The sequence below is a fragment of the Streptomyces sp. NPDC048353 genome, assembly GCF_055587165.1.
This window is the reverse complement of the sequence record NZ_JBVJGU010000004.1, coordinates 306,716-331,380: the sequence shown is the minus strand read 5'-3', so window position 1 is coordinate 331,380 and position 24,665 is coordinate 306,716. Positions and strand designations below refer to the sequence as shown.

The 24,665-nt window shown below is 72.1% G+C and carries 26 protein-coding genes; 15 read left to right on the top strand and 11 right to left on the bottom strand.

Annotated elements, in window-relative coordinates:
• Nucleotides 1-21 precede the first annotated feature (21 nt).
• The 6 genes from ACZ6RC_RS16715 (at nt 22) to ACZ6RC_RS16690 (ending at nt 5,924) form a co-directional block, all read left to right on the top strand.
• Complete coding sequence (locus ACZ6RC_RS16715; RefSeq protein WP_391137741.1) at nt 22-315, top strand: 4Fe-4S dicluster domain-containing protein; 294 nt, start codon at nt 22-24, stop codon at nt 313-315.
• A 20-nt stretch (nt 316-335) separates the two neighbouring features.
• Entirely contained in the window at nt 336-1,856 is a 1,521-nt protein-coding gene (locus ACZ6RC_RS16710; RefSeq protein ID WP_391137744.1) for a coproporphyrinogen-III oxidase family protein, read from the top strand.
• A 7-nt stretch (nt 1,857-1,863) separates the two neighbouring features.
• The gene (locus ACZ6RC_RS16705; RefSeq protein ID WP_391137747.1) at nt 1,864-2,145 is read left to right on the top strand and encodes an acyl carrier protein; all 282 of its coding nucleotides are present in this window, start codon (nt 1,864-1,866) and stop codon (nt 2,143-2,145) included.
• On the top strand, nt 2,138-2,761 hold the full coding sequence (locus tag ACZ6RC_RS16700; RefSeq protein ID WP_469584348.1) for an RBBP9/YdeN family alpha/beta hydrolase: 624 nt from the start codon (nt 2,138-2,140) through the stop codon (nt 2,759-2,761). The genes ACZ6RC_RS16705 and ACZ6RC_RS16700 overlap by 8 nt, the downstream gene beginning before the upstream one ends.
• A complete protein-coding gene (locus ACZ6RC_RS16695) occupies nt 2,758-4,383 on the top strand; it encodes an amino acid adenylation domain-containing protein (RefSeq protein ID WP_469583487.1) in 1,626 nt (541 codons plus the stop codon). Before ACZ6RC_RS16700 ends, ACZ6RC_RS16695 begins: the two co-directional genes overlap by 4 nt.
• Nucleotides 4,384-4,445: 62 nt before the next feature.
• Nucleotides 4,446-5,924: a S8 family serine peptidase gene (locus tag ACZ6RC_RS16690; protein ID WP_469583483.1), complete on the top strand. Its 1,479-nt coding sequence runs from the start codon at nt 4,446-4,448 to the stop codon at nt 5,922-5,924.
• An 87-nt stretch (nt 5,925-6,011) separates the two neighbouring features.
• Here ACZ6RC_RS16690 and ACZ6RC_RS16685 read toward each other — a convergent pair whose 3' ends face one another.
• The gene (locus ACZ6RC_RS16685; RefSeq protein ID WP_469583480.1) at nt 6,012-7,097 is read right to left on the bottom strand and encodes a branched-chain amino acid aminotransferase; all 1,086 of its coding nucleotides are present in this window, start codon (nt 7,095-7,097) and stop codon (nt 6,012-6,014) included.
• A 98-nt stretch (nt 7,098-7,195) separates the two neighbouring features.
• Here ACZ6RC_RS16685 and ACZ6RC_RS16680 point away from each other — a divergent pair, with 98 nt between their 5' ends.
• From ACZ6RC_RS16680 to ACZ6RC_RS16670, 3 genes are all read left to right on the top strand, one after another.
• Nucleotides 7,196-7,708: a holo-ACP synthase gene (locus ACZ6RC_RS16680; RefSeq protein ID WP_469583477.1), complete on the top strand. Its 513-nt coding sequence runs from the start codon at nt 7,196-7,198 to the stop codon at nt 7,706-7,708.
• 75 nt (nt 7,709-7,783) lie between these two features.
• Nucleotides 7,784-9,232, top strand: a complete 1,449-nt coding sequence (gene argG, locus ACZ6RC_RS16675; RefSeq protein ID WP_391137762.1) for an argininosuccinate synthase — start codon at nt 7,784-7,786, stop codon at nt 9,230-9,232.
• Between the two features lie 154 nt (nt 9,233-9,386).
• Complete coding sequence (locus ACZ6RC_RS16670; RefSeq protein WP_453620010.1) at nt 9,387-10,160, top strand: hypothetical protein; 774 nt, start codon at nt 9,387-9,389, stop codon at nt 10,158-10,160.
• 164 nt (nt 10,161-10,324) lie between these two features.
• Here ACZ6RC_RS16670 and ACZ6RC_RS16665 read toward each other — a convergent pair whose 3' ends face one another.
• On the bottom strand, nt 10,325-11,854 hold the full coding sequence (locus tag ACZ6RC_RS16665; RefSeq protein ID WP_469583473.1) for a glycoside hydrolase family 6 protein: 1,530 nt from the start codon (nt 11,852-11,854) through the stop codon (nt 10,325-10,327).
• Nucleotides 11,855-12,256: 402 nt separating this feature from the next.
• Here ACZ6RC_RS16665 and ACZ6RC_RS16660 point away from each other — a divergent pair, with 402 nt between their 5' ends.
• Nucleotides 12,257-13,483, top strand: coding sequence for a cytochrome P450 (locus ACZ6RC_RS16660; RefSeq protein ID WP_469583470.1), 1,227 nt, complete (start codon nt 12,257-12,259; stop codon nt 13,481-13,483).
• Nucleotides 13,484-13,487: 4 nt separating this feature from the next.
• Nucleotides 13,488-13,709, top strand: a complete 222-nt coding sequence (locus ACZ6RC_RS16655) for a ferredoxin (protein ID WP_391137774.1) — start codon at nt 13,488-13,490, stop codon at nt 13,707-13,709.
• Nucleotides 13,710-13,773: 64 nt separating this feature from the next.
• Here the strand turns inward: ACZ6RC_RS16655 and ACZ6RC_RS16650 are convergent, their stop codons facing one another.
• Nucleotides 13,774-14,745 carry an aldo/keto reductase gene (locus ACZ6RC_RS16650; protein WP_469583467.1) on the bottom strand — a complete coding sequence of 324 codons (972 nt, stop codon included), beginning with the start codon at nt 14,743-14,745 and terminating at the stop codon, nt 13,774-13,776.
• Nucleotides 14,746-14,792: 47 nt separating this feature from the next.
• Here ACZ6RC_RS16650 and ACZ6RC_RS16645 point away from each other — a divergent pair, with 47 nt between their 5' ends.
• From ACZ6RC_RS16645 to ACZ6RC_RS16635, 3 genes are all read left to right on the top strand, one after another.
• Nucleotides 14,793-15,077 (top strand): tetratricopeptide repeat protein, encoded by a 285-nt coding sequence (locus ACZ6RC_RS16645; protein ID WP_469583463.1) that lies wholly within the window; start codon nt 14,793-14,795, stop codon nt 15,075-15,077.
• Nucleotides 15,070-15,687, top strand: coding sequence for a TOPRIM nucleotidyl transferase/hydrolase domain-containing protein (locus tag ACZ6RC_RS16640; protein WP_469583460.1), 618 nt, complete (start codon nt 15,070-15,072; stop codon nt 15,685-15,687). The genes ACZ6RC_RS16645 and ACZ6RC_RS16640 overlap by 8 nt, the downstream gene beginning before the upstream one ends.
• A 134-nt stretch (nt 15,688-15,821) precedes the next feature.
• On the top strand, nt 15,822-16,340 hold the full coding sequence (locus tag ACZ6RC_RS16635) for a hypothetical protein (RefSeq protein WP_469583457.1): 519 nt from the start codon (nt 15,822-15,824) through the stop codon (nt 16,338-16,340).
• 270 nt (nt 16,341-16,610) lie between these two features.
• On the opposite strand, the gene ACZ6RC_RS16630 is transcribed toward ACZ6RC_RS16635, so the two are convergent.
• From ACZ6RC_RS16630 to ACZ6RC_RS16605, 6 genes are all read right to left on the bottom strand, one after another.
• The gene (locus ACZ6RC_RS16630) at nt 16,611-17,174 is read right to left on the bottom strand and encodes a hemerythrin domain-containing protein (RefSeq protein WP_391137782.1); all 564 of its coding nucleotides are present in this window, start codon (nt 17,172-17,174) and stop codon (nt 16,611-16,613) included.
• Nucleotides 17,175-17,368: 194 nt separating this feature from the next.
• On the bottom strand, nt 17,369-18,040 hold the full coding sequence (locus ACZ6RC_RS16625) for a potassium-transporting ATPase subunit C (RefSeq protein ID WP_469583453.1): 672 nt from the start codon (nt 18,038-18,040) through the stop codon (nt 17,369-17,371).
• Nucleotides 18,041-18,046: 6 nt separating this feature from the next.
• A complete protein-coding gene (gene kdpB / locus ACZ6RC_RS16620; RefSeq protein ID WP_469583449.1) occupies nt 18,047-20,191 on the bottom strand; it encodes a potassium-transporting ATPase subunit KdpB in 2,145 nt (714 codons plus the stop codon).
• On the bottom strand, nt 20,188-21,852 hold the full coding sequence (kdpA, locus tag ACZ6RC_RS16615) for a potassium-transporting ATPase subunit KdpA (protein WP_469584343.1): 1,665 nt from the start codon (nt 21,850-21,852) through the stop codon (nt 20,188-20,190). Before kdpA ends, kdpB begins: the two co-directional genes overlap by 4 nt.
• A gap of 38 nt (nt 21,853-21,890) precedes the next feature.
• Entirely contained in the window at nt 21,891-21,980 is a 90-nt protein-coding gene (kdpF, locus tag ACZ6RC_RS16610) for a K(+)-transporting ATPase subunit F (protein ID WP_391137793.1), read from the bottom strand.
• Between the two features lie 314 nt (nt 21,981-22,294).
• Nucleotides 22,295-22,492: a lipopolysaccharide assembly protein LapA domain-containing protein gene (locus ACZ6RC_RS16605; RefSeq protein ID WP_391137796.1), complete on the bottom strand. Its 198-nt coding sequence runs from the start codon at nt 22,490-22,492 to the stop codon at nt 22,295-22,297.
• A gap of 223 nt (nt 22,493-22,715) precedes the next feature.
• Between ACZ6RC_RS16605 and ACZ6RC_RS16600 the strand changes: the two genes are divergently transcribed.
• Nucleotides 22,716-22,982, top strand: coding sequence for a CBS domain-containing protein (locus ACZ6RC_RS16600; protein WP_391137799.1), 267 nt, complete (start codon nt 22,716-22,718; stop codon nt 22,980-22,982).
• Nucleotides 22,983-23,045: 63 nt separating this feature from the next.
• On the opposite strand, the gene ACZ6RC_RS16595 is transcribed toward ACZ6RC_RS16600, so the two are convergent.
• Nucleotides 23,046-23,936 carry a LysR family transcriptional regulator gene (locus ACZ6RC_RS16595; protein ID WP_391137802.1) on the bottom strand — a complete coding sequence of 297 codons (891 nt, stop codon included), beginning with the start codon at nt 23,934-23,936 and terminating at the stop codon, nt 23,046-23,048.
• A 259-nt stretch (nt 23,937-24,195) separates the two neighbouring features.
• Entirely contained in the window at nt 24,196-24,609 is a 414-nt protein-coding gene (locus tag ACZ6RC_RS16590) for a DUF7144 family membrane protein (protein WP_391137832.1), read from the bottom strand.
• Between the last annotated feature and the right edge of the window lie 56 nt (nt 24,610-24,665).

The following is a 24,665-nucleotide window of genomic DNA, read 5'->3' as shown; positions in this document are numbered from 1 at the left end:
GAGCGCGGAGGTACCGAGAACATGGCGTACGTCGTCACCGACGAATGCATCGGCTGCAAGTACACGGACTGTGTGGACGTCTGCCCCGTGAGCTGTTTCCACGAGGGGCCGGACATGCTCTACATCAACCCCGAGGAATGCATCGACTGCAACGCGTGCGTCGCCGAGTGCCCGCCCGAGGCCATCTGGGCGGACGTCGACCTGCCGGAGGACAAGCTCCGGTGGATCGAGATCAACGGAGAGATGTGCGAGCGGTACCCGGTGCTCGACGAGAGCCGGGGTCCCAAGGGACAGCCCTCCGTCCAGCCTTCCTGACCAGAGAGGGAACCGAGGTCATGACGACCCCCGTCGAGAACCCCTTCATGCTCGGGCTGGACTCGAACTTCTATCTGAAGGACGAGTTCGAGAGCCCCGAGAAGCGCACCAACGTCACCTGGTTCTACCCCAAGATCTGCGGCTTCCAGGACGCCCTCGACGACGAGGCGAAGAAGGCGGAGTACTTCTCCTTCCTGGACCGCCAGTCCCACCCGGAGCAGACCGACATCCTGCTCTACTTCCACATCCCGTTCTGCGAGGCGTTCTGCAACTTCTGCGCGTGCTTCAAGGAATCCGCGGCGAAGTACCAGGGCGAGCGGCAGAAGCGTTTCGTCAAGGCGATGGTGCGGGAGATCGAGCGCAACGCGCGCTCGAAGTACTTCGCCGGCACGAAGATCAAGTACGTCCAGTTCGGCGGCGGCACCCCGTCCGCGCTGGAGCAGGAGTCCATGGCGGACATCCTGGAGGCCGTGCACCGCGAGTTCGACCTGAGCGAGGTCGACGGCATCTCCCTTGAGGGCAGCCCGCTGGGCCTCTCCAAGGACGGCTACATCGAGATGCTGAAGTCACTGGGCATCACCCGCATCTCCTTCGGCGTGCAGACGCTCGACCCGGAGATACGCAAGAAGCTCACCATCAAGGCCACCGTCGAGCAGGTGCACCAGACGGCCGAGAACATCCGCAAGGCCGGCATCCGCACCTTCGCCCTGGACCTGATGTACAACCTCCCGGGCCAGGACGACGAGGTCCTCGCGCGGGACCTGGAGGGCATCTGCGCCGAGCTGCGGCCCAGCTTCGTCCAGACGTACCGCTTCAACCAGTGGGAGGGCACGCGGCTCGACCAGCAGATCCGGGCGGGCAAGGTCGCCGACGTCAAGCCCTCGGGCAGCATCGAGCGGGTCCAGTACCGCCAGATCAAGGACGGTCTCGCCGCCTACGGCTACGACAAGCAGCTCCTGATCAACTTCTTCACCCATCTCGACGACCCGGGCGAGATCGGCCTCAACCACGCCTGTGGCGGCAACGGTTACCGCGCCAGCTACACCCTGGGCATCGGCCCGGCCGCCGAGAACTACATGGGCGAGCGCAGCTACCGCAACCACACCGACGTCGAGCGGTGGATGCGTGACGTGGAGGCCGGTGTCCTGCCGATCGAGCAGGGCCGGATCTGCAGCGAGGACGAGGTCGAGAACCGCGTCATGGTCTTCTTCCCGGTCTTCGGCACCGTCCGCAAGGAGGACGTCGCCAACTTCGAGAAGTACCGCCGTGAGGTCGACTGGCTGGTCGAGGGCGGCTACGCCGTGGAGACCGACGAGGAGCTGACCCTGACGGAGGTCGGCCGGGAGAACGCGGGGAACATCGCGTTCCTCTTCTACTCCGACGAGGAGAAGGCCCGCGCCCGCCGCACGATGTACCTCTCGCTGAAGAACAAGCGCAACCCCTTCCACCAGGACCAGCAGAACATCCCGCGGACCCCGCTCTTCCTGCAGACCCGTCCCAAGACGCAGGACGAGAACACCGCGGCCCCCGAGAGGAGCTGAACCGAGGGTGAGTGGCCGCAAGACCCAGGCGGAGATCGAGGACGACCTGCGCAAGGTCATCGCCGAGATCTTCCCGCACCAGCAGGTCGAGCTGACCTCCGGCACCCCGCTCTTCAACGGCGGGCTGTCGCTGAACTCGACCCAGATGATCGAGCTGACCCTCGGGTTCGAGACGTTCTACGACATCGAACTCGAGCCGGAGCTGCTGACGGTGGAGAACTTCGCGACCCTGGGCTCCCTGTCCGGGCTCCTGGAGGAGCTCCTCGACGACGAGGTGTCCCCTGTCTGAGATCGCCACGGGGCCGTCCGGCACCCGCTCGCCGGCGGACCTGCGGATCGTCCTGATCCACGGGAACGCCGGGGCGAGCGTCGAGGGCATCTGGTTCCCGTACCTGCGACGGGAGCTGGAGGCCCTCGGCCACCGGGTGGTGGCCGAGACGTTCCCCGACCCCATCAAGGGCCGCATGCGGTACTGGCTGCCGTACCTCGCCGAGGAGATCCGCCCGGACGAGAACACGGTGATCGTCGGGCACTCCTCCGGGGCGCTGACCGCGTTCCGGTACGCGGAGACGGCGCCCCTGCTCGGCACCTTCGCCGTGGCCGGGCACCACACCGACTGCGGCTTCGAACTGGAGCGGCGCAGCGGGTTCTTCGACCGTCCGTGGGACTGGGGCGCGATCCGGCGCAACCAGCGCTTCATCGCGCAGTTCCACTCCAAGGACGACCCCTGGGTTCCCCTGTCGGTCGCCGAGGAGCTGCACGCACTGGCCGGCAGCGAGCTCACCGTCCTGGACGGCATGGGCCACTTCGGGTCGTACGAACAACGCATGGACACCTTCCCCGAGCTGTTGGACGCGATCCGGCGACGGCTGGAGGACCCTTGGACCTGGCGGGAGGACGGATGAACGGGGACGGCGGTGACGGCCGGGACGGCGGGCCCGGGGGCGGGCGCGGCCTGCGCCTGGCGGACGAGATCCTGGAACGCCGGAGCGGCAGCGACGCCACGGCCGTGGTCGACCTCGCCACCCGCGAGGAGGTCTCCTACCGCACCCTGGCGCGGCGGACCCAGGCGCTCGCCGACCTCCTCGCCCGGCTCGGCGTCGGCCGGGGCGACACCGTCGCCCTCCTCATGGACAAGTCCGTCGCCTCGGTGACGGCCATGTGGGCCACGCTGCGGCTGGGGGCCCGCTACGTCCCGGTGGACGAGTCGCTGCCCGCGGCGCGGGTCGCGCTGCTGCTCGGCCTGTGCGGGCCCGCCGTGACGCTGGTCCACCCCGGCCACCGCGCCCTGCTCGACGGCGCGCCCGCCGGCACCGTGGTGACCGTCGGCCGGGACCTGCCGGACGGACCTGCGGGCGAGCGGTGGGACCCCGCCGCCGAGACCGGTCTCCGCCCCGCGGACCCGGTCGGCCGAAGCCCGCACGACCACGCGTACACCGTCTTCACCTCGGGGTCGACCGGCTCCCCCAAGGGCGTCGTGATCAGCCACCGCTCCCTGTGCGCGCTGCTCGAAGGCGTGCAGGAGGTGGTCGGCTTCGAAGACGGCATGCGCTTCCTCAATGTGGCGCCGCTCTTCTTCGACGCCTCGGTCGTCGACCTCTGGTCGACCTTCCTGGTCGGCGGCACCGTCCATCTGCTGCCCCGGCTGCGCATGCCCACGCAGATCACCCGGGCCTGCGAGGAGTGGCGGATCACCGACACCCTGCTGGTGCCGTCGGTGATCCGGATGCTGGTGGGCCGCTTCAGCGACGCCGGGCGCCGGGACCTGTCCTCGCTGCGGAGGCTGTGGTTCGGCGGCGAGTCCTGTCCCCTGTCGGTGCTGCGCGCGTTCGCCGCCGTGGCGCCCGGGCTGACGTACGTACACGGCTACGGTCCGACCGAGACCACGCACAGCGCGACCCTGTTCCTCACCGACGACCCCGGCGGGCACGACGAGGAGTTCCTGCCGATCGGCGCTCCCCTGCCGTCGGTCGACGTCCTCGTCGTCGACGACGATCTCCGGCCGGTTCCGGACGGGGAGACGGGGGAACTCCTCATCGGCGGCCCGCAGGTGATGGTCGGCTACTGCGGCGAGCCGGACCGCACCGAGCGGGCTCTCGTCGTGCCGCCGGACTCGGCCGGAGGCCGCTACTACCGCTCCGGCGACTACGTCCGCCGCCGGGCGGACGGGGCCCTGGTGTTCCTGGGCCGGCGCGACGACGCCCTGAAGATCAACGGCAATCTCGTCCACCTGTCCGAGGTGGAGGCGGCGACGCTCGCCCTGGGGTGGGTGACGGACTGCTGCGCGGTCCCGGCCGAGCATCCGCTGACGGGGAAGGCGATCACCCTCTTCGTCCTCGGCCGGCGGGGCGGGGCCGGGCCGGACGCGTCCGGCCCGGACGAGGCGGAACTCCGCCGCGAACTGGCCCTGCGGCTGCCCGACTACATGCTCCCGGCCCGGATCGACTTCCTGGCCGAGGGGGGCGTGCATCTGACGCCGTCCGGCAAGCTCGACCGGAACCGTCTGCGCGCGCTCGCGCACCGGTGAGGCGAGGCGGACGCGTGCGGGGAGTACGAGTGGAGGCAGGACGAGTGGAGGGAGGACCGCGCGTGGTGGAGGACGAGCGCGCCCGCTTCGAGCGGCGCGGCACGGTGACCGTCGTCCCCCGCTCGGCCACCGGGGCCGTGCTGGGCGACGATCCGGCGCGGCTGCTGCGGCACCCCGTGGAGGACTTCCTTCCGGAGCCCGGCACGGTCGACCGGCTGGCCGACGCGTATCTCCGCGAGGGGTTGACCGTGGAGGCGCGCACCGACGTCGGCCTCACCGTGGCCGGCGACAACGCCCTGCTCGCGGAGGTCTTCGGCAGCCCCGTGGTGCCGGTGCGGAACAAGTACATCCGGGAGACGGTCCGTTACGAGCTGAAGGCGGCGGGGGCGCTGCGCTCCCGCCCCTGCCCCGAGCTGGTCGCGGAGGTCCGGGCGCCCCGGGCGGGCTTCGAGCTGGCGGGCCCCGGCGCGGCGGGCGAAGCGGTGGCGGGCCCGGAACCGGGCGGCTCGGAGCGGGCCGGCTCGGAGCGGGCCGGCTCGGGGCGGTCCGGTTCGGGGCGGGCGGTGAGCGCCGTGCCGCCGTCGTCGGTCCCCGAGCGGTACCTCCGGCTGCCCGGGGACGCCGCGCGGCTGGCCGGCGCCGACCGGCTGCACGCCGCCGGGATCCGCGGCGAGGGCGTCCGGGTGGTGATGGTCGACACCGGCCTGTACGACCATCCGCACCACCGGGCGCACGGCTACACCACCTCCGTCGTCCCGGCGCTGGAGCCGCTCGATCCCCGGGCGGACGAGCGGGGACACGGCACGGCCATGTCGGCGCTCCTCCTGGCGGTCGCCCCCGCCGTCTCCCTCACCATGGTCAAGATGGCCGGGGAGGCGTTCTCCTTCCCGCTGGCGGCGTTCCAGCGGGCCGTCCAGCTGGAGCCGGACGTCATCTCGTGCAGCTGGGGGACCCTGCGGGAGGAGCCGCACCTGCACCTGGAGGTCGCCGCCGCGGTCCGGCGCGGCATCACCGTGCTGTTCGCCGCCGGGAACGGCTCCACGGACCGGCGTACCGCCATGTTCCAGTCGGTGGCCACTCCCGGAGCCCTCACGGTCGGCGGCGTCCATGTGGCGCCGGACGGCGGGCTCCGCGCCTCCGACCTCGCCTCCAGCTACCGCTCCGCGGTCTTCCCCGGCCGGAGCGTGCCCGACCTGTCCGGGCCCTGCGGCATGCTGCCCCACGGCGACTACATCGTCTTCCCGACCCAGCCGGGGTGCCTCTTCGACCGGCGGAACAGCGCCTACGACTCCACCGCGCCCGACGACGGCTGGCTGGTGTCCAGCGGCACCTCGGGCGCAACCGCCTACGCGGCGGGGGTGGCGGCGCTCGCCGTCCAGCGGGGCGTCGGCAAGGGCCGGGCGCTGCGGGCGGAGGACCTGGCGGACGCCTGCCTCCCGGTGACCGAGGGCCGCTCCCTCACCGGGGACGACTGCGGCGGCGCGAGCCCGAACGAAGCGGTGGGCCTCGGCCTGCTCACCGCGGGCCCCCCGGGCCGCTGACGGCGGTCCGGCCGGCCCGCGCGCCCGCCTCTCGTGGGAGAACCGGCCGGAGGCGGTGCGCGGCGGAGGCCCATCCGGGCCCGGGCCTCAGATCAGGCGGCGCATCCAGCCGTGCGGGTCGGCGGCCCGGCCGAACTGGATGTCCACGAGCCGGCTGCGCAGCCGCATCGTGACGGAGTCCTCGGCGCCGGTGTCCGGCGCGGTCGCCTCGCCGTCGCTCCAGACCAGCCGCCCGACGGGCGTCACCACGGCTCCGGTGCCGCAGGCGAACACCTCGCGGATCCTTCCGGTGCGCACGCCCTCCTGCCATTCGGTGATCTCGACCGGGCGCTCCTCCACCTCCAGCCCGATCTCCTTCGCGAGGGAGAGGATCGAGGCGCGGGTGACGCCCTCCAGGATGGTGCCGAGCTCGGGGGTGACGAGACGGCCGTCGTCGGTGACGAAGTACAGGTTCATGCCGCCGAGTTCCTCGACGTAGCGGCCCTCGGCCGCGTCGAGGAAGCAGACCTGGTCGCAGCCGTTTTCGGCCGCTTCCACCATCGGCGCGAGGCTGGCGGCGTAGTTGCCGCCGCACTTGGCGGCGCCGGTCCCGCCGCGGCCGGCCCGGGTGTAGTCCGTGGACAGCCAGATCGAGACGGGCTTCACTCCGCCGGAGAAGTACGAGCCGACGGGCGAGGCGATGACCATGTACGTCACCTCGGCGGCGGGCCGCACGCCGAGGAAGGGCTCCGAGGCGAACATGAACGGCCGGAGATAGAGGCTCTGTTCGCCCTCGCCCGGCACCCACGCCTGGTCGGCGCGGACCAGTTCCCGGACCGAGTCGAGGAAGGCGGGGAGGGGGAGTTCGGGGAGGGCCAGCCGCCGGGCGGAGCGGATGAACCGCTCGCCGTTGGCCTCCGGGCGGAACGTCCAGACGGAGCCGTCCGGGTGCCGGTAGGCCTTCATCCCCTCGAAGATCTCCTGCGCGTAGTGCAGGACCGCCGCGGCGGGGTGCATCGGGACGGGAGCGAACGGCACCACCGCGGCGTCGCCCCAGCCGCCTTCCGCCGTCCACACCGCTCGGGCCATGTGATCGGTGAAGTACTGGCCGAACTTGGGGTCCGTCAGGATCTCGGCGCGCCGATCGGGGCTCAGCGGAGCGGGGTTGGGCTGAAGCGTGAACCGCAGACTCATCGCGGGGACCCTCTCGGTCGGCGCTCTGGAAGCGTACGTGCTCCATCATGGAGTGACGGTTCGGCACCCTATCCGCCCATAGGTTACGGAGCAAGAAGTTGGATCTTGAGAGTGGCTTCGCGCGGCCGGGCGACGACCGCGCCGTCGCGGAGGCCGGGCGGATCGAGGAGGCCGCGGCCGGGGCGGGGGCGGCCCTGGTCGGCGGGCCGGTGCTGTGCGTGGGGACCGATCTGGTCGACGTGGACGAGTTCCGCACCGCGCTCGCCCGCCAACCGCGTTTCGCCGTACGGGTCTTCACTCCGGAGGAGCGCGCCTACTGCGAGCTGCCCGCGGATCCGGCGGAGCGCTACGCCGTGCGGTTCGCGGCGAAGGAGGCCGTCCTGAAGGCGCTGGGGGTGGGCCTCAGCGGTTCGGTCCTGACGGAGATCGAGGTGGTGCGCGCGGCTTCCGGCCGCCCGTCCGTCCGCCTCGTGGGGCGGGCGGCCGCCCTGGCCGAGCAGGCGGGGGTGCGGTCCTGGCTGATCACCCTCACCCACGGCAGGACCCTGGCGCACGCCTTCGTCGCGGGCCTGGCGGCTCCGCCCCTCCCCCGCCGGCCGGAGCTTCCGTAGGCCGGACGAGGGAGGGCCCGAGTCTCCTCCCCGCCCAGGGTTGCATGGTCATGCATTGCCATGCATAATCTTCCTATGTCCAAGGTTCTCACCTCCCTCCCGACCGGCGAGCGCGTCGGCATCGCCTTCTCCGGCGGACTCGACACGTCCGTCGCCGTTGCCTGGATGCGCGACAAGGGCGCCGTCCCGTGCACGTACACCGCCGACATCGGTCAGTACGACGAGCCCGACATCGCGTCCGTGCCCGGTCGTGCCTCCGCGTACGGCGCCGAGATCACCCGGCTCGTCGACTGCCGTGCCGCGCTGGTCGAGGAAGGTCTGGCGGCGCTCGCGTGCGGCGCGTTCCACATCAAGTCGGGCGGGCGCCCGTACTTCAACACCACGCCGCTGGGGCGCGCCGTGACCGGCACGCTGCTGGTCCGGGCCATGCTCGAGGACGGGGTGCAGATCTGGGGCGACGGCTCCACGTTCAAGGGCAACGACATCGAGCGGTTCTACCGCTACGGTCTGCTCGCCAACCCCCACCTGCGGATCTACAAGCCCTGGCTGGACGCGGACTTCGTCACGGAGCTCGGCGGCCGCAAGGAGATGTCCGAGTGGCTGCTCGCGCACGGGCTGCCGTACCGGGACTCCACGGAGAAGGCGTACTCCACGGACGCCAACATCTGGGGCGCCACCCACGAGGCCAAGACCCTGGAGCACCTCGACACCGGGGTCGAGACGGTCGACCCGATCATGGGCGTGCGGTTCTGGGACCCGTCGGTGGAGATCGACGCGGAGGACGTGACGGTCGGCTTCGACCAGGGCCGCCCGGTCTCGATCAACGGCAAGGAGTTCGCCTCGCCGGTCGACCTCGTCATGGAGGCCAACGCGATCGGCGGCCGGCACGGCCTGGGCATGTCCGACCAGATCGAGAACCGGATCATCGAGGCCAAGAGCCGCGGCATCTACGAGGCGCCGGGCATGGCCCTGCTGCACATCGTCTACGAGCGCCTCGTGAACGCGATCCACAACGAGGACACCCTGGCCGCGTACCACAACGAGGGCAGGCGCCTCGGCCGGCTGATGTACGAGGGCCGCTGGCTGGACCCGCAGGCGCTGATGATCCGCGAGTCGCTGCAGCGCTGGGTCGGCGCGGCGGTCACCGGCGAGGTGACGCTGCGGCTGCGGCGCGGCGAGGACTACTCGATCCTCGACACCACGGGCCCGTCGTTCAGCTACCACCCGGACAAGCTCTCGATGGAGCGGACCGAGGACTCGGCGTTCGGCCCGGTGGACCGGATCGGCCAGCTGACCATGCGGAACCTGGACATCGCCGACTCCCGGGCGCGGCTCGAGCAGTACGCGGGCCTGGGTCTGGTCGGCACCGCCCACCCTCAGCTGATCGGCGCGGCCCAGGCGGCCTCGACCGGCCTCATCGGGGCCATGGAGGGCGGCGGCGCCGAGGCGATCGCCTCGCGCGGCGAGGTCTCGGACGAGGAGACGATGCTGGACCGCGCCGCGATGGAGTCCGGCACGGACTGAGTCCGTTCCCCGGTCACCACGCGTGGCGTGGGCGTACGGCGGGCCCCGGCGGAGAACGTTCCGCCGGGGCCCGCCGCCGTCCGCGCGACATCGGCCCGGCCGAGGGTGGCGGCTTCACCGCACAGCGCGAGGAAAACGGGGCAAGCTGGAGACCATGAACCTGCCCAACCCAGAGCACGGCCTGGACGCCACCAGTGTCATGAACGCCAAGAAGACGCTCCACGAGCTGCTCGGCCGCGCCGGAGTCTTCCGGGCCGAGGCCGATGTCCTGATCTCGCTCGTCGAGGCCGGTGCCGTCGCGGCGGCGCGCGGTGAGGTCGGCGCCATCGAGGGCGAGGCCTCGCGGGAGCGCGGAGAGCTGTACGGAGCCGGCTGGTACGACGGCGCCCGGGCCGTCGGCGCCGAGCTGTTCCGCATCGCCGAACGCACCCTGCGCGGCGCGACCGGGCCCACCGGAGCCGGGCAGGGGTCGCAGCCGGAGGGGGCCGCCGCGCATCCCCCGGTGGGGCGGATGGACGTGGAGCGCGCGCATGTGGCCGTGACGGCGCTCTATCTCACCTTCACGCAGAAGTCGGAGCTCGAACCGGAGATGGCGGACGAGGTCCTGACGGCGGTCCTCGGCACGATGAGCGCGCAGGAAAGGGTGGGGTACCCGGGCGTACTGGAGAAGTTCGCCGAGGCGCACGGGGAGCGGCTGGCCCTGCTGTACGCGGAGTACGGGCCCGGCAGCGGCATCGCGGTCCACGGCCGCCACTCGCTGGCCCACTCCCCCACCAGCATCGCGGTGCTCGAACGCCTCTCCGGCGCCGCCGAGGCCCTGCAAGCCGAGTGGGACGCGGCCGAGTTGCCGCCCGGCTGGCTGGACGGTCTGGCGAGCGCGTGGCGGGAGCCGGCCGCGGAGGCCGGCCCGACTCCCGCGCGCTCGTGACGAAGCCCGCCGCCGGCTTCGCCGACCGTACGGTCCGTGCGGCCCGTCGCCGGCCCGCTCCGCACGGAGCACAGCGCACGGAGCACGGCCTCGCGGCGCGACGACCGGCGTGACGGTGGGCGCCCGGCGCGAGGCGTCGGGCGCCCGGGGCGTCGCCAGGGGTGTCAGCTGCCGTCGATCAGCGCCTGCGCCAGGGACGGGGAGAAGACGCCGGCCGCCGGTGAACCGGCCGGGCACTGCGGCCCGTCGCCGTCCGAGTCACCGGGGTGCTTGATCCACAGCAGGTACTCGGCGCCGCCCGTGCCCGCCTGGGACGGGACGCCCAGCTTGCGGCGGGGCGGGTTGCAGAAGCCGACGTGTCCGCTCGCCGGGTCGCCCGGTGTGACGTACCCGCCATTGCCGTTGCGGGAGGTGTCCACCACCCAGCGGCTGGTCACGCCGAAGTCGGCCTGGAGCTGGGCCGCGAGGCGACGGCCGTAGTCGTTCGAGACGGTCGTGGCATCGAAGTTGGAGACGTTGACGGAGAAGCCCCGGGCCATGGAGACCCCGGCCCGGTTGAGCAGCTCGGCCATCTTCTTCAGGCCGATCCCCTGCGCGCCGGTGCCGTCGGGACCGAGCGTCCAGGTGGAGTTGCCCGCGTCGAGATACGTCTGGACGAAGCCGCCCTGCTCCTTCAGCCGCTGGTTGGCGAACCAGAGGGCGTCCAGACGCTGTTCGAGGCCGCCGTTCATGCACGCCTCGTCCGAGGCCATCGGGACCGCGTCCGGCTCGAGCACGACGATCGCCGGCCCGCCGGCCAGGCCGAGCGCGAACTCCGAGATCCACGTCTTGTACGCGGCCGGGCTCCCCGCGCCTCCGGAGGACGGGCCGCCGCAGTCACGGCCGGGGATGTTGTACGTGACGAGGACGGGTACCTGCCCCTTGGCGGCCGCCCCGCCCACGTAGGCGCTCACCTCGTCCCGTATCCCGGTCGCGGGGTTGCCGTCGGCGTCCCAGCCGCCGAACCACTTGACGGCGGCGTGGTCGCCGAGGGCGGTCCGGATCCGGCCGGCCCGGGGGTCGGTCGGGTGGGCGTTCGCCCAGGTGTAAGCGTTGTTGGCCGGGTCGGTGTAGAAGCCTTCGCGGGCGGTGGAGGTGGTCAGGGAGACGTTGTCGAGGGTGATGTCGGTGGTCGCGCTCTGGTTGCCGAGCTGGAAGGTGACCTGTCCGGCGGTCGTCTCCAGGCCGGAGGTGAAGGTCCAGCTGAAGCGTCGGCTGGTGGCGTCGACGTCGAGGGTGCGGGAGAGGGTCCCCGTGTAGGGGGCGTCCGCCAGCTGCACGGTCGTCGCGATCCGGGTCGCCCGCGAGGCCTTGGCGTCGAAGGAGAGGGTGTAGGTCGCGCCCTTGCGCAGGACGAGCCCGCGCTGGGCGGCCATGACGTCCCAGGGGTTGCCGGGGGCGGCGGCGACGGTGGAGCGCAGGGCGCCGCCGGTGGCGGTCGCGGCGGCGTTGCCGGTGGTCCACCACGCCTCCATGCCGGCGGAGAAGGCGCCGTTCACGACCAGTTCGCCGTAGCGGGCCGGTGCGGGCGGGGCGGCGGGGGCGGCCGGCGCCGCGGGAGCCGCGGGAGCCGCGGGGGCGAGGGCGGTGCCCAGGAGGGCGGCGGCGAGCGCCGGCGCGGCGGCCAGGCGCAGCCAAGGGTGCGTCACAGTCACGGAGGACGAGTCCTGTTCGGTCGGTGCCGGCCGACTCCGCCGACCGGGTGCGGCGGGAACCCGATGGCCCCCTTCGCGTTCATGATCGCAGAACACTCTGCCGAACCGCCCTGAGGTCGGCGGTCACGCGAAGGCGGCCGGGGGCGGCCGTGCGGGGCGCCCCGGCGACGCCACACCTCGGATGGGCGGCGCCACGCGGCGCCATCGCGTCTTGCGCTTGGCGCCATCAAGGTGCCACTATGAAACCGCGGGCCCGGGACCACGAGTCCGGGTCACGCCGACAGACATCCACCCAAAGGCACTTTGCGCGGAGAGCCGCTAGGTCAGAGATGGCGCCACGGATGACGCCATCCTCGCTTCAGCGCGCGCCCGCCGTGCCTACGCTCACCCACGGAGGACACCATGCGGCACGAGCCGTCGCACCGCCCCGGCACCGCCGAGCCCGTCACGCTTCCCGTCCAGCGCTCCACCGGCTGCCCCTTCGACCCGCCCGCCGGCCTGGCCGCCTTACGCGAGGCGGAGCCGCTGACCCGCATGACGTACCCCGACGGGCACGTCGGCTGGCTGGCCACCGGCCATGCCACGGTCCGTTCGATCATGGGCGACAGTCGTTTCAGCTCGCGGTACGAGCTGATGCACTTCCCGTTCCCCGGCGGCCCGGAGGGCCCGCTGCCGCCCGCGCCGGTCGGTGACATGACCGGGATGGACGCGCCGGAGCACACCCGGTTCCGGCGGCTCCTCATGGGCAAGTTCACCGTCCGACGGATGCGGCGGCTCACCGAGCGCGTCGAGGAGATCACCGCCGAGCACCTGGACGCTCTGGAACGCCGGGGGCCGGGCACGGACCTGGTCGACGCGTTCGCCCGGCCCCTTCCCGCGCTGATGATCTGCGAACTCCTCGGGGTGCCCTACGCCGACCGCGAGCGCTTCCAGGGCCACGCCCACACGATGATGTCCCTGGAGGCGGCGCCCGAGGAGCGCCACGCCGCCATGACCGGCCTGCAGGAGTACATGGCGGAGCTGGTCGCCGCCCAACGCGCCGAGCCCTCCGACGACGTGCTCGGGGACCTCGCGCGGGACTCCGACCTCACCGACGAGGAGCTGGTCGGCATCGGCGTCTTCCTGCTCGCCGCCGGCCTCGACACCACCGCCAACATGATCGCCCACGGGACGTTCGCCCTGCTCGGCCACCCGTCCCAGACCGAGGCCCTGCGCAAGGACCCGGACCTCGCGCCGCAGGCGGTCGAGGAGCTGATGCGCTATCTGACGGTCGCCCACACCACCGTGAAGTCCGCTCTGGAGGACGTGGAGCTGGACGGCAGGCTGATCCGGGCCGGGGAGAGCGTCACGCTCTCGCTGGAGGCCGCCAATCGGGACCCGGAGCGGTTCCCCGACCCCGACGCCCTCGACCTGCGGCGCACCGCCACCGGGCATCTCGGCTTCGGACACGGCATGCACCAGTGCCTGGGCCAGCAACTGGCCCGCGTGGAGCTGACGGTGGCCCTGCCCGCGCTGTTCGCACGGTTCCCCACGCTGCGGCTCGCCGTGCCGGCCGAGGACGTGCCGCTCCGGACGGACATGAGCATCTACGGCGTGCACCGGCTGCCGGTCACCTGGGACGAGGCCTGATCCCATGGACGTCCACGTCGACCGTGACCGGTGCCTCGGCGCCGGCATGTGCGCCCTGACCGCCCCGGAGGTCTTCGACCAGGACGAGGACGACGGCCTGGTCGTCCTCCTCCACGCCCGGCCGCCCCGGAACCGGCGCGCGGCGGTCCGCACCGCCGCGGGGGTGTGCCCGGCCGCGGCCATCACCCTCACGGACCCGGGGCCGGCCGAGGGCTCCTCACCCTGAGGGGGCGGGGCCGTACCCGTCAGGCACCACCCCGCCTACCCGTCACGCACCGCCCGTCTACCCGTCACGCACCGCCCCGGTGGAGGCCGTCCAGCACGGCCAGCTCCTCCTCGGTCAGCCGCAGGGCGCCCGCGGCCACGTTCGCCGCCAGGTGCTCCGGGTCGCCGGTGCCGGGGATGGCCAAGAGGTGCGGGCCCTGGTGGAGCGTCCAGGCGATCCGTATCTGCGCCGTGCTCACCCCGCGCGCCCGCGCCACGGCGAGCAGTGCGTCGGGCTCGGTACCGGCCGCGCCCGCCTCGCGGCCCGTGCCGGCGATCGAGTAGAACGGCACGAAGGCCACGCCCTGCTCGCCGCAGTCCCGCACGAACGTGTCGTGCTCGGGACGCACACTGAGGCCGTACGGGTTCTGGACGCAGACCACCGGCGCGATGGCCAGGGCTTCGGCGAGGTGGGCGGGGGTGACGTTGGAGATGCCCAGGTGGCGGATGAGGCCCGCCTGGCGCAAGTCGGCCAGGGCGCCGAAGCGTTCGGCGATCGAGTCGCTGCCGACGATCCGCAGGTTCACCACGTCCAGATGGTCCCGGCCGAGCTGGCGCAGGTTCTCCTCGACCTGGCCGCGGAGCTCGGCCGGGGTGGCGGCGTGGCGGATCCAGGCGCCCGAGGGGTCGCGGCCCGGGCCGACCTTGGTGGCGATCACCAGGTCGTCGGGGTAGGGGGCGAGCGCCCGGTTGATCAGCTCGTTGGCGGAGCGCAGGGACGAGAAGTAGAACGCGGCGGTGTCGATGTGATCGACGCCGAGTTCGACGGCGCGCCGGAGCACGCCGATGGCCCGGTCGCGGTCGCTGGGGGCGGCGTCCGCGGCGAACGCCGCTCCCCGCTGCGTCAGTCGCATCGCGCCGAACCCGATCCGGTTGACCTCCAGGTCGCCCAGCTTCCAGGTCCCCGAGGCCGCGGCGTCGATCGTCTCCTGCGTGGTGCCCTCGGTCCTGTCGTCGATCGTGCCGTCGGTCGTCCGTTGCGTCGTGTGTTCGGTCATGCCGGGAATGATCACCCGCGGGCGGTCCCCGCACCAACACTGCGGGCATGACCGCATCCTTGGGCCTAGGAGGTGTCTTGTCGATCAGGCCCGATGAACTGGACGACGCGGTCCGCGCGGCCCTCGCCCTGTGCCTCTCCGACCTCGGCCGGGAACGCGAGGGCCTCTCCCTCATCTTGGGAGCCCTGGCCGACCATCTGCCGCGCTCTCAGCGGTCGATGCGGAACCACCCCCGTCTCCTGATCGAGCCCGAGGCGGCACAGCCGCCCCCGCGGGGACGGAAAACCATTACCGCGCAGGCCGCGCGAGGCGGAGACTCGTCGCATGAGTGACATGGGGGCGTTCCGGGAAGCGGTCACCGCGTGGGCGGCCGGTGGTCCCGGCGACGCCGCGCGCGAGCTGGCGGCGCGGCTGCCGGTCCGTACGGTCGTCCTCCTCGAAGGGCCGAGCGACGTCGCGGCGGTCGGCGCGCTGGCCCGGCGGCGCGGCCGGGACCTCGCCGCCGAGGGCGTCTCCGTCCTGCCGATGGGCGGCGCGATGAACGTCGGCCGCTTCGCCCGCCTCCTCGGGCCGACCGGTCTCGGCCTGCGCCTGACCGGTCTGTGCGACGAGGCGGAGCGTCCGTACTACGCCCGGGGGTGGGAGCGGGCCGGAGCGGCGGAGCAGGGGATCTTCGTCTGCGCGGCGGATCTCGAGGACGAGCTGATCCGTGCCCTGGGCCCGCCCCGGGTGGAGGCGCTGGTCGGCGCCGAGGGGGATCTGCGCGCCCTGCGGACGTTCCTGCGCCAGCCCGCGCAGCGGGGCCGCACCGCACAGCAGCAGTTGCGCCGGTTCCTGGGCACGAAGAAGGGGCGCAAGATCCGGTACGGCCACGTGCTGGTCGAAGCCCTCGCCCCGGACCGTGTCCCCGCCCCCCTCGACGACCTCCTCGCCGGTCTCTGACGCGACGCCCTCGCGGCCCGCGCCCCCAAAGCGCCCGGTCGCCCGGGTTGGCGTGACCTGGGTCATTTCGGACGACCTGGGGCGCCGGTTAAGGTGCCGGGGTTTACGCTCCCCATCCGTACGGACGGTCAGCCGTGCCCACAGACGACCTCCTCGCCCCGCTCACGGCGGCGACGACGCAGTGGCTCCTGCGCGCCTACCCCCCGGGCCCCGGCGCGGTCCAGCGCGGCCTCGCGGAGGCCCAGGCCCGGCAGGCCGTGACGCTGGCGGCGTGGCTGCGCTATCCGACGGAGCTCGACGCGGAGCTGGTCGTGCTCTCGGGGCCGGGCGGCGCGGCCCATCTCGACTGGGTCACCGGCGCGGACGCGGACCGGTCCGCGGGCACCGAGGCGTGGCACTCCTGGGTCGACGAGGTCGTGGCCAGCTGGGCCGCCTGCCTCCTCGCTTCGGCGCCCCTCGCCTCCGCCGCCGCCGACGCCGTCACCGCGGCGCGCGGGGAGCGCGTCCCCGTGTCCTTCCGCCGGCTGACGGACCCCGCTGAGGCGGACCACCGGTCGGCGGGTCTGCTGCGCCACCCCGACTTCCTCGCACCGATAGCCGACCTCCACCGCCCGCAGCTCCGCGCCCGCCTGGAGGCCGCTCAGGCGGTGTGACGGACGCTGTACGGGGTGTCGTCTCCGCGGCCTTGACGGGCGCGACCTCTCCGGGGCGGTTCCCGTGGCCGCTGTCGCCGCGCTCTGCCCCGGCTTCCCGGGCGCGCCCGTCGGTGGGCGGGCGTCGAGGCCGCGGGGCGGCCCTCCGACGTGATCGTCGCCCCTGCGCACGCCTCGGGCCCGCAACCGCCCACATCCGCCCGCTTTCGCCCGCGCGCAGGGAAGCGAGGGCCCGGCACGTGCCGGGCCCTCGCTTCCCTGCGCCGGGGGTCAGCCCTGCCGGCCGCGGCCGGAGAGCATGTCCCGCAGGCGGTCGACCATGCCGGTGCCCGGCGCGAGGATCTTGTTCGCCGGCGGGGTGTCCGGCGCGGAGGGGTGGGGGCGGGTCGGCGCGGTCTTCTTCGCGGAGCGGACCTTCTCGCCCAGGTCGTCCAGCGCCGAGGCGGAACAGGACTCGGCCAGCAGCGGGAACAGCCGGTTCTCCTCGTCGGCGACGTGGGCGCCGACGCTCGCCTTCAGCCGGGTGATGAGCGTGTCGAACATGCCGTCGCCCGGCTCGCAGCCTTCGAGCTCCTTCAGCATCCGCTCGACTTCGGCGTGGTCGGCGACCTCCTTGTCGGCGAGGTCGTCCCCGTCGTCGACGAACCGGCGCACGGACGGGTACAGGTACTGCTCCTCCGCGACCGAGTGCCGGATGAGCTCCATGGTCAGCTGGTCGGCCAGGTCCCGTCGCCGCTCGTCGCCGCTGGGCAGCGCTTCGATCTTCGCGAAGAGTTCGTCCACCTCGCGGTGGTCCGCGGTCAGTTCCTGGATGACGTTTCCGCCGTGTCCCATGATTCGCTCCTTGTCGTTCGAGGCGAGACCGCTCGGTCGCGTGCGGTTCAGCGGCCTTGTACGGGTCCCCCGTGAGGCGCCGGGGTTGTCGCCCCGGCCTCGTACGTCACCCCGGTGGCCGACAGGGCACCACGGCATGGCGCAAGCCCGCCCCTCCGCGGCCGGGCCGGTGGCGTCGGCCCGGCCGGGCGCGGTCAGCCCTGCTCCACCAGCTCCTTGAGGGCGATGTTGAGCCGGAGGACGTGCACGCGGGGCTCGCCGATGAAACCGAGGGTGCGGCCGTCGGTGTGGTCGGCGACGAGCTTCTCGACCGCCCCGACGTCGAGGGAGTTCCGTTCCGCGACCCGATGGACCTGAAGGGCGGCGTACGCGGGTGAGATGTGCGGGTCCAGGCCGGAGCCGGAGGAGGTGACCGCGTCGGCCGGGACGTCGGAGGGCCGCACCGGGAACGTGGGGGTGGAGTTGTCCTCGACGACGGCGGCCTTGGCGTCCGTGACCCACCTGATCAGGTCCTCGTTGTCGCCGGACCGGTTGGTGGCGCCGGAGAGGAGGAGGGAGTACCGGGTGTTGACGCTGTTGGTGCCGAGGCCGTTCGAGGGGCGCGGCTGGAACCATCGCAGGTCCGGGCGCGCGGTCTCCTCGCCGGCCGCGAGGGGCAGCCGGTAGGTCTGGCCGATGAGTTCGGAGCCGACGACCCTGCCGCTCGCGTCCGTGATCTCGGAGCCGGCGGCTTCGGCCGGGAAGGCGACCCGGGCGATGCCGGTGACGGTCAGCGGATAGAGGACGCCGGTGATCACGGTCAGGACGAGGAGGGCGCGGAGACCCGCCCAGAGCAGCCGCCCTGTGGTGCCTGCGGAGTTGTTCATGGTCGGTCAGCCGATTCCGGGGAGGAGGGAGAGGAGCATGTCGATGAGCTTGATGCCGATGAACGGGGCGATCAGGCCGCCGAGGCCGTAGACGCCGAGGTTCCGGCGGAGCATCCTGTCGGCGCCGGCCGGCCGGTAGCGCACGCCCTTCAGGGCGAGCGGCACGAGGGCGACGATGATCAGTGCGTTGAAGACGACGGCGGAGAGGATCGCGGACTCCGGCGACGAGAGGCCCATGATGTCGAGCCTGTCCAGCGAGGGATAGGCGACGGCAAACATCGCGGGGACGATCGCGAAGTACTTGGCCACGTCGTTGGCGATCGAGAAGGTGGTGAGCGCGCCCCGGGTGATGAGGAGCTGCTTGCCGATCCCGACGATCTCGATGAGCTTGGTCGGGTCGGAGTCGAGGTCGACCATGTTGCCGGCCTCCTTCGCGGCCGACGTGCCGGTGTTCATCGCCACCCCGACATCCGCCTGGGCGAGCGCCGGGGCGTCGTTCGTCCCGTCGCCGGTCATCGCCACGAGCCTGCCGCCGGCCTGTTCGCGCTTGATGAGGGCCATCTTGTCCTCGGGGGTGGCCTCGGCGAGGAAGTCGTCGACGCCGGCCTCCTCCGCGATGGCCCGGGCGGTCAGCGGGTTGTCGCCCGTGATCATGACGGTCCTGATGCCCATGCGGCGCAGCTCGGCGAAGCGCTCCCGCAGGCCGTCCTTCACGACGTCCTTGAGGTGGACGACGCCGAGGACGCGCGCCCCCCGGTCGTCCTCCACGGCCACCAGCAGCGGTGTGCCGCCGGCCTGCGCGATCCGGTCGGTCAGCGCCCGCGTGTCCTGCGGTACGGTCCCGCCGCGCTCCTCGACCCAGGCGACGACGGATCCGGTCGCTCCCTTGCGGATCATGCGGCCGCGTCCGTTCTCGACGAGGTCGACGCCGGACATACGGGTCTGGGCGGTGAACGCGATCCACTCGGCGTGGTCCGGTTCGCCTTGGAGAGGGGCGGGCTGCGGGTACTTCTCCGTCGCCAGGGTCACGATGGAGCGCCCCTCGGGCGTCTCGTCGGCGAGCGAGGACAGCCGGGCGGCGTCGGCGAGTTCGGCCTCCGTGACGCCCGTGACGGGGGCGAATGCGGCGGCCTGCCGGTTGCCGAGGGTGATGGTGCCGGTCTTGTCCAGGAGCAGGGTCGACACGTCGCCGGCCGCCTCCACGGCACGGCCCGACAGGGCCAGGACGTTGCGCTGCACGAGCCGGTCCATGCCGGCGATGCCGATCGCCGAGAGCAGGGCCCCGATCGTGGTCGGGATCAGACAGACCAGCAGCGCGGCGAGGACGACGAGTGAGGTCTGCTCGTCGGCGCCGGCGTAGATCGCGAAGGGTTTGAGGGTGACGACGGCGAGGAGGAAGACGATCGTCAGCGAGGCGAGCAGGATGTTCAGCGCGATCTCGTTGGGGGTCTTCTGCCGGGCGGCGCCCTCGACCAGGCCGATCATCCGGTCGATGAAGGTCTCCCCGGGCTTCGTCGTGATCCTGACGACGATCCGGTCCGACAGCACCTTCGTACCGCCGGTGACGGCCGATCGGTCGCCGCCCGACTCGCGGATGACCGGGGCCGACTCGCCGGTGATGGCCGACTCGTCGACCGACGCGACCCCCTCGACGACGTCGCCGTCTCCGGGGATGGTGTCGCCGGCCTCGCAGACCACCAGGTCGCCGACGCGCAGCTCGGTGCCGGGGACCCGCTCCTCGCCGGTCGGGGCGACGCGGCGGGCGACGGTGCCGGACTTCGCCTTGCGCAGGGTGTCGGCCTGGGCCTTGCCTCGGCCCTCGGCGACGGCCTCCGCGAGGTTGGCGAAGACGGTGGTCAGCCAGAGCCAGCCGGTGATCGCCCAGCCGAACAGGTCGTGCGGGTTCCTTATCGCGAGCACGGTGGTGACGACCGATCCGATCAGCACCACGAACATGACCGGGGACTTCACCATCACCCGCGGGTCGAGCTTCCGGATCGCGTCGGGGAAGGAGGCGAGGAGCTGCCGGGGGTCGAAGAGGCCGCCGCCGATCAGCGCTCCGGCCGCGGGGGCCGGCGCTCCGTGGGGCCGTACGCCCTGGCTGGGTACGCCTTGGGGCCGTACCCCGTGGGTGCGTATATCGTCGGTCATGCCGCGAGCCCTTCGGCGAGCGGGCCCAGTGCGAGGGCCGGGAAGTAGGTCAGGCCGGTGGTGATCATGATCGTGCCGATCAGGAGGCCGGCGAAGAGGGGTTTCTCGGTCCGCAGGGTGCCCGCGGTCTCGGGTACGGGCTGCTGCTCGGCCAGCGAGCCCGCAAGGGCGAGGACGAACACCATGGGCAGGAACCGGCCGAGGAGCATCGCGATGCCGAGGGTCGAGTTGAACCACTGGGTGTCGGCGTTCAGTCCCGCGAAGGCGGAGCCGTTGTTGTTGGCGCCGGAGGTGTAGGCGTAGAGGATCTCGGAGAAGCCGTGCGCGCCCGTGTTCGTCATCGAGTCCGCCGGAGTGGGCAGGGCCATCGCGGCGGCGGTGAAGGAGAGCACCAGGGCCGGGGTGATCAGCAGGGAGCAGGCGGCGTACGTGATCTGGCGGGTGCCGATCTTCTTGCCCAGGTACTCCGGCGTGCGGCCGACCATCAGGCCGGCGATGAAGACGGCGATGACCGCCATGATCAGCATGCCGTAGAGACCGGAACCGACACCGCCCGGGGCGATCTCGCCGAGTTGCATGCCCAGCAGGGTGAGGCCGCCGCCGAAGCCGGTGTACGAGGAGTGGAAGGAGTTCACCGCACCGGTGGAGGTGAGCGTGGTGGCGACCGCGAAGATCGACGAGCCGCCGATCCCGAAGCGGGTCTCCTTGCCCTCCATCGCGCCGCCCGCGAGGTCGAACGCCGGGCCGTGGTGCGCGAATTCGGTCCACATCATCAGCGCGGTGAACCCGAGCCAGATCGCGCCCATCGTCGCGAGGATCGCGTACCCCTGCCTGAGCGAGCCGACCATCCTGCCGAAGGTGCGGGTCAGCGCGAAGGGGATGAGGAGGATCAGGAAGACCTCGAAGAGGTTGGAGAGGCCGCTGGGGTTCTCGAAGGGGTGGGCGGAGTTGGCGTTGAAGTAGCCGCCGCCGTTGGTGCCCAGCTCCTTGATGGCCTCCTGCGAGGCGACCGCGCCGCCGTTCCACTGCTGGGTGCCGCCCGTGAACTGGCCGACCTCGTGGATGCCGGAGAGGTTCTGCAGGGCGCCGCAGGCGACGAGCACGAGGGCGCCCACGACGGAGATCGGCAGCAGGATCCGGACAGTGCCGCGGACCAGGTCGGACCAGAAGTTGCCCAGCTCGCCCGTGCGGGAGCGGGCGAAGCCGCGGACCAGGGCGACCGCGACCGCGATGCCCACCGCCGCCGAGACGAAGTTCTGTACGGCCAGGCCGCCGGTCTGCACGACGTGGCCCATGGCCTGCTCGCCGTAGTAGGACTGCCAGTTCGTGTTGGCCACGAAAGAGGCGGCGGTGTTGAACGCCTGGTCCGGGTCGATCGACGCGAAGCCCAGCGAACCGGGCAGGCTCCCCTGCACGCGCTGGAGCAGATAGAGGAAGAGGACGCCCACCCCGGAGAAGGCGAGCACGCCGCGCAGATAGGCGGGCCACCGCATCTCCGTGTCCGGGTCGGCGCCGATGGCCCGGTAGATCCACAGCTCGACGCGCAGGTGCTTCCCGGAGGAGTAGACGCGGGCCATGTGGTCGCCGAGGGGGCGGTACGCCAGCCCGAGCGCGACGGCCAGGGCGAGAAGCTGGAGCACACCGGCGAGCACGGGACTCATGGGCGTGGAACTCATGTGCGTGGGACTCATAGCCGTGCTCAGAACCTCTCCGGCTTGAGCAGGGCGAGGACGAGATAGACCAGCAGGGCGACGGCCACGAGCAGACCGACGATGTTCTCGGCACTCACAGCTTCGCCACCCCCTTGGCGATGAGAGCCACCAGCGCGAACACCGCGATCGTGGTGACGACGAAGGCCACGTCGGCCATCGTGAGCTCCTGAGGGAAGAACGGTTTCTCTGACGTGACGAGAAAACCTCCTCCCCGCCGGTCCGCCGCTTCCGTTGACGCCTCCCATACGCGGGGCGGCGCCCTCTTGACGGATCTCCTACGGGGACACGGCGAGCTCAGCCGGGGTGACCGCCCCACGCGGGTCCGCAGGAGTTCCGTCACCGGCCGTGTCACGTGGACGGAAGGCCCCTGCCCGCCCCCCGGGCGGCCGGGCTATCTCCTCCGGCGACTGCTCAGCAGCAGGGCTCCGCACAGCGCCCCGAGGACGAACATGAGGAGCAGGGCCAGGTAGAGCGGCATGGTGACGACGGGGACGAGCAGGCGGATCCTGACATCGGCGGTGTTCTGGGCGATGAGGACGATGGCGAGGGCGGCGAACACCAGCATGGCGATGCGGGGCGGGGTCAGCATGCCCCGCCCCCTGCCGGCGCTCCTGTGCCCGTCCGACCGACCGGATTTCCGCGTGTCTTCTCGGCTCATGGGGTCATGCTCGCCTCGATCGGGCGGGAGGGCCCGGATGGGCGGGGCCACCCGGGTGAATCGTGTGACGGCCGGTCCCGTCGGTCGGGTGCGGGCGCCCGGCCGTCCCCGGGTGTCGCTGGGCCGCGGCCGGGCGCCGTCGAACTACCGTGGCATGTCCGATCCGATCATCGACAAGGGTGAGCGCATGGCAGAGCCGAACACCGGACAGAGCACCACGTTGACCGTCCTGGAGCAGGACGGAGCGCTCCTGCTGCGGGCCGTCGGCGGGGTCGAGCCGCCCGCGAGTCTGCCGGTGGTGGACGAGCGGGGACGGATGGTGGGGGTCTACACCCTCTCCCCCGGCGACAGCACCGACGACTTCCCGCCGCTGGGCCGGCTGAAGGTCGGCCGCGAGGACACCGGCTCGGACCTCACCTGAGGTCCGGCCTTCCCGGCGCCGCGTGCGGGCGCCCCTCCACGTCGTCGAGCACCGGCGGGGGCCTTACAAGGACATCGTGCCGAGCTCGCGGGCGATGCGGACGAACGACCGGACCATCGGGCTGTCGTGGTCCGACCGCCAGACCAGCCCCCAGCGGAGGAGGGGCATGTCACGCACGGACACGTACGTCACGTCGGGGCGGACGTAGAAGCGGGTGACCTGATTGCCCAGGGGGTGGATGACCTCGCCGTCGGCCACGAGCGTGTACAGCTCGTCCAACGTCGTGACCAGGAACTTGCGTTCGATAGCACGACCGCCGGCTGCGGAGAACGGGACGAAGGCGTCCTCGAAGTACGCGGGCTGGAGTCCGTCCGGCCCCGCGACGCCGTGGTCCGCGAACGCCTCCACGGTCACCGACGAGCGCCCGGCCAGCCGGTGGTCGGCCGCCACCAGTGCGACCCTGGGCTCCTCGAACAGCACCGGCCCCACGGTCAGATCGGGTTCCTCCACCGGAAGCCAGGACAGCAGCAGGTCGATCTCTCCGTTGCGCAGCGGCGCGAACGGGTCGATGTAGCCGTTGTGCTTCAGTCGCAGTCCCCACTGCGGATGGCGCGAGCGGAAGGCGTCCCAGAAGGGCCGCAGTTCGTGGCCGTTGGTGACCATGAGGCCGATCCGCAGGATGTCCGTCTTGCCCTGGGCGGTGAGCCGTGCCCGGTCCACGCTCGCCTTCAGGCCCAGGAACGCCGGCCGCAGGTCCCCGAGCAACTGCTCCCCCACCGGCGTCAACGTCACCCGGCGGCTGGTCCGCTCGAAGAGTTTCGCCCCGATCGACCGTTCCTGCTTCTTGATCGCCTGACTGATCCGTGCCGCCGAGACGTGCAGCCGCTCGGCCGTCCTTCCGAAGTGCAGCTCCTCGGACAAGGTCAGGAAGATCTCGATGTCGCGCAGCTCCACGCTCCCCCACGCCCCCGCTCGTTCGTTAACCCCGGGCTTAACCGGCGTTGCATGATCGGCCGTCGATCCGCCTCTTGTCCAACCCGGACCCTCACGGCCCCTGGCGGCGGGCGGCGGGGCGGCAGAGACGTCGCGGCGCAGGTCGGCTCCGTACGAGACCGGACCGGCGGCGCCGATGACGAGCGTGAGGCCTGACCGCGGCACCGTGGCTGTCCCGTCGGCCGCGGACGCCGAGGCCACGGAACCAAGTCCCCAGGCGTCAGTCGCTCCGCGGCCCGGGGGCCACGCACAGGGCCCAGATGACGAAGGCGTCGATCGCGATGAAGAGCAGCGCCCACCACGGTGTGTAGGGAAGCCACATGAAGTTCGCGATCATGCTGAGACCGGCAAGCCCCACGCCGACGACCCGGGCCCAGGTGGCGCCCTTGAACAGGGCGAAGCCGGCGAGCGCGATCACGATGCCCAGGATGAGGTGGATCCAGCCCCAGCCGGTGAGATTGAGCTTGTAGACGTAGTCGTTGGTGGCGATGAAGACGTCGTCCTTGGCGAGGGCAGAGATGCCCGCGAGCAGTGTCATGATGCCGGTGAAGATCATCATGACGGCGGCGAAGACGAGCCAGCCGCTGCCGTGCGCCGTCTTTCTCGAACCGGATTCCCGCACATGGGTCGTCATGACAGGTTCCTCCCTGTCGTTCCGGGCTGCCCGTCGACGTTTCCGTACGACGAGTC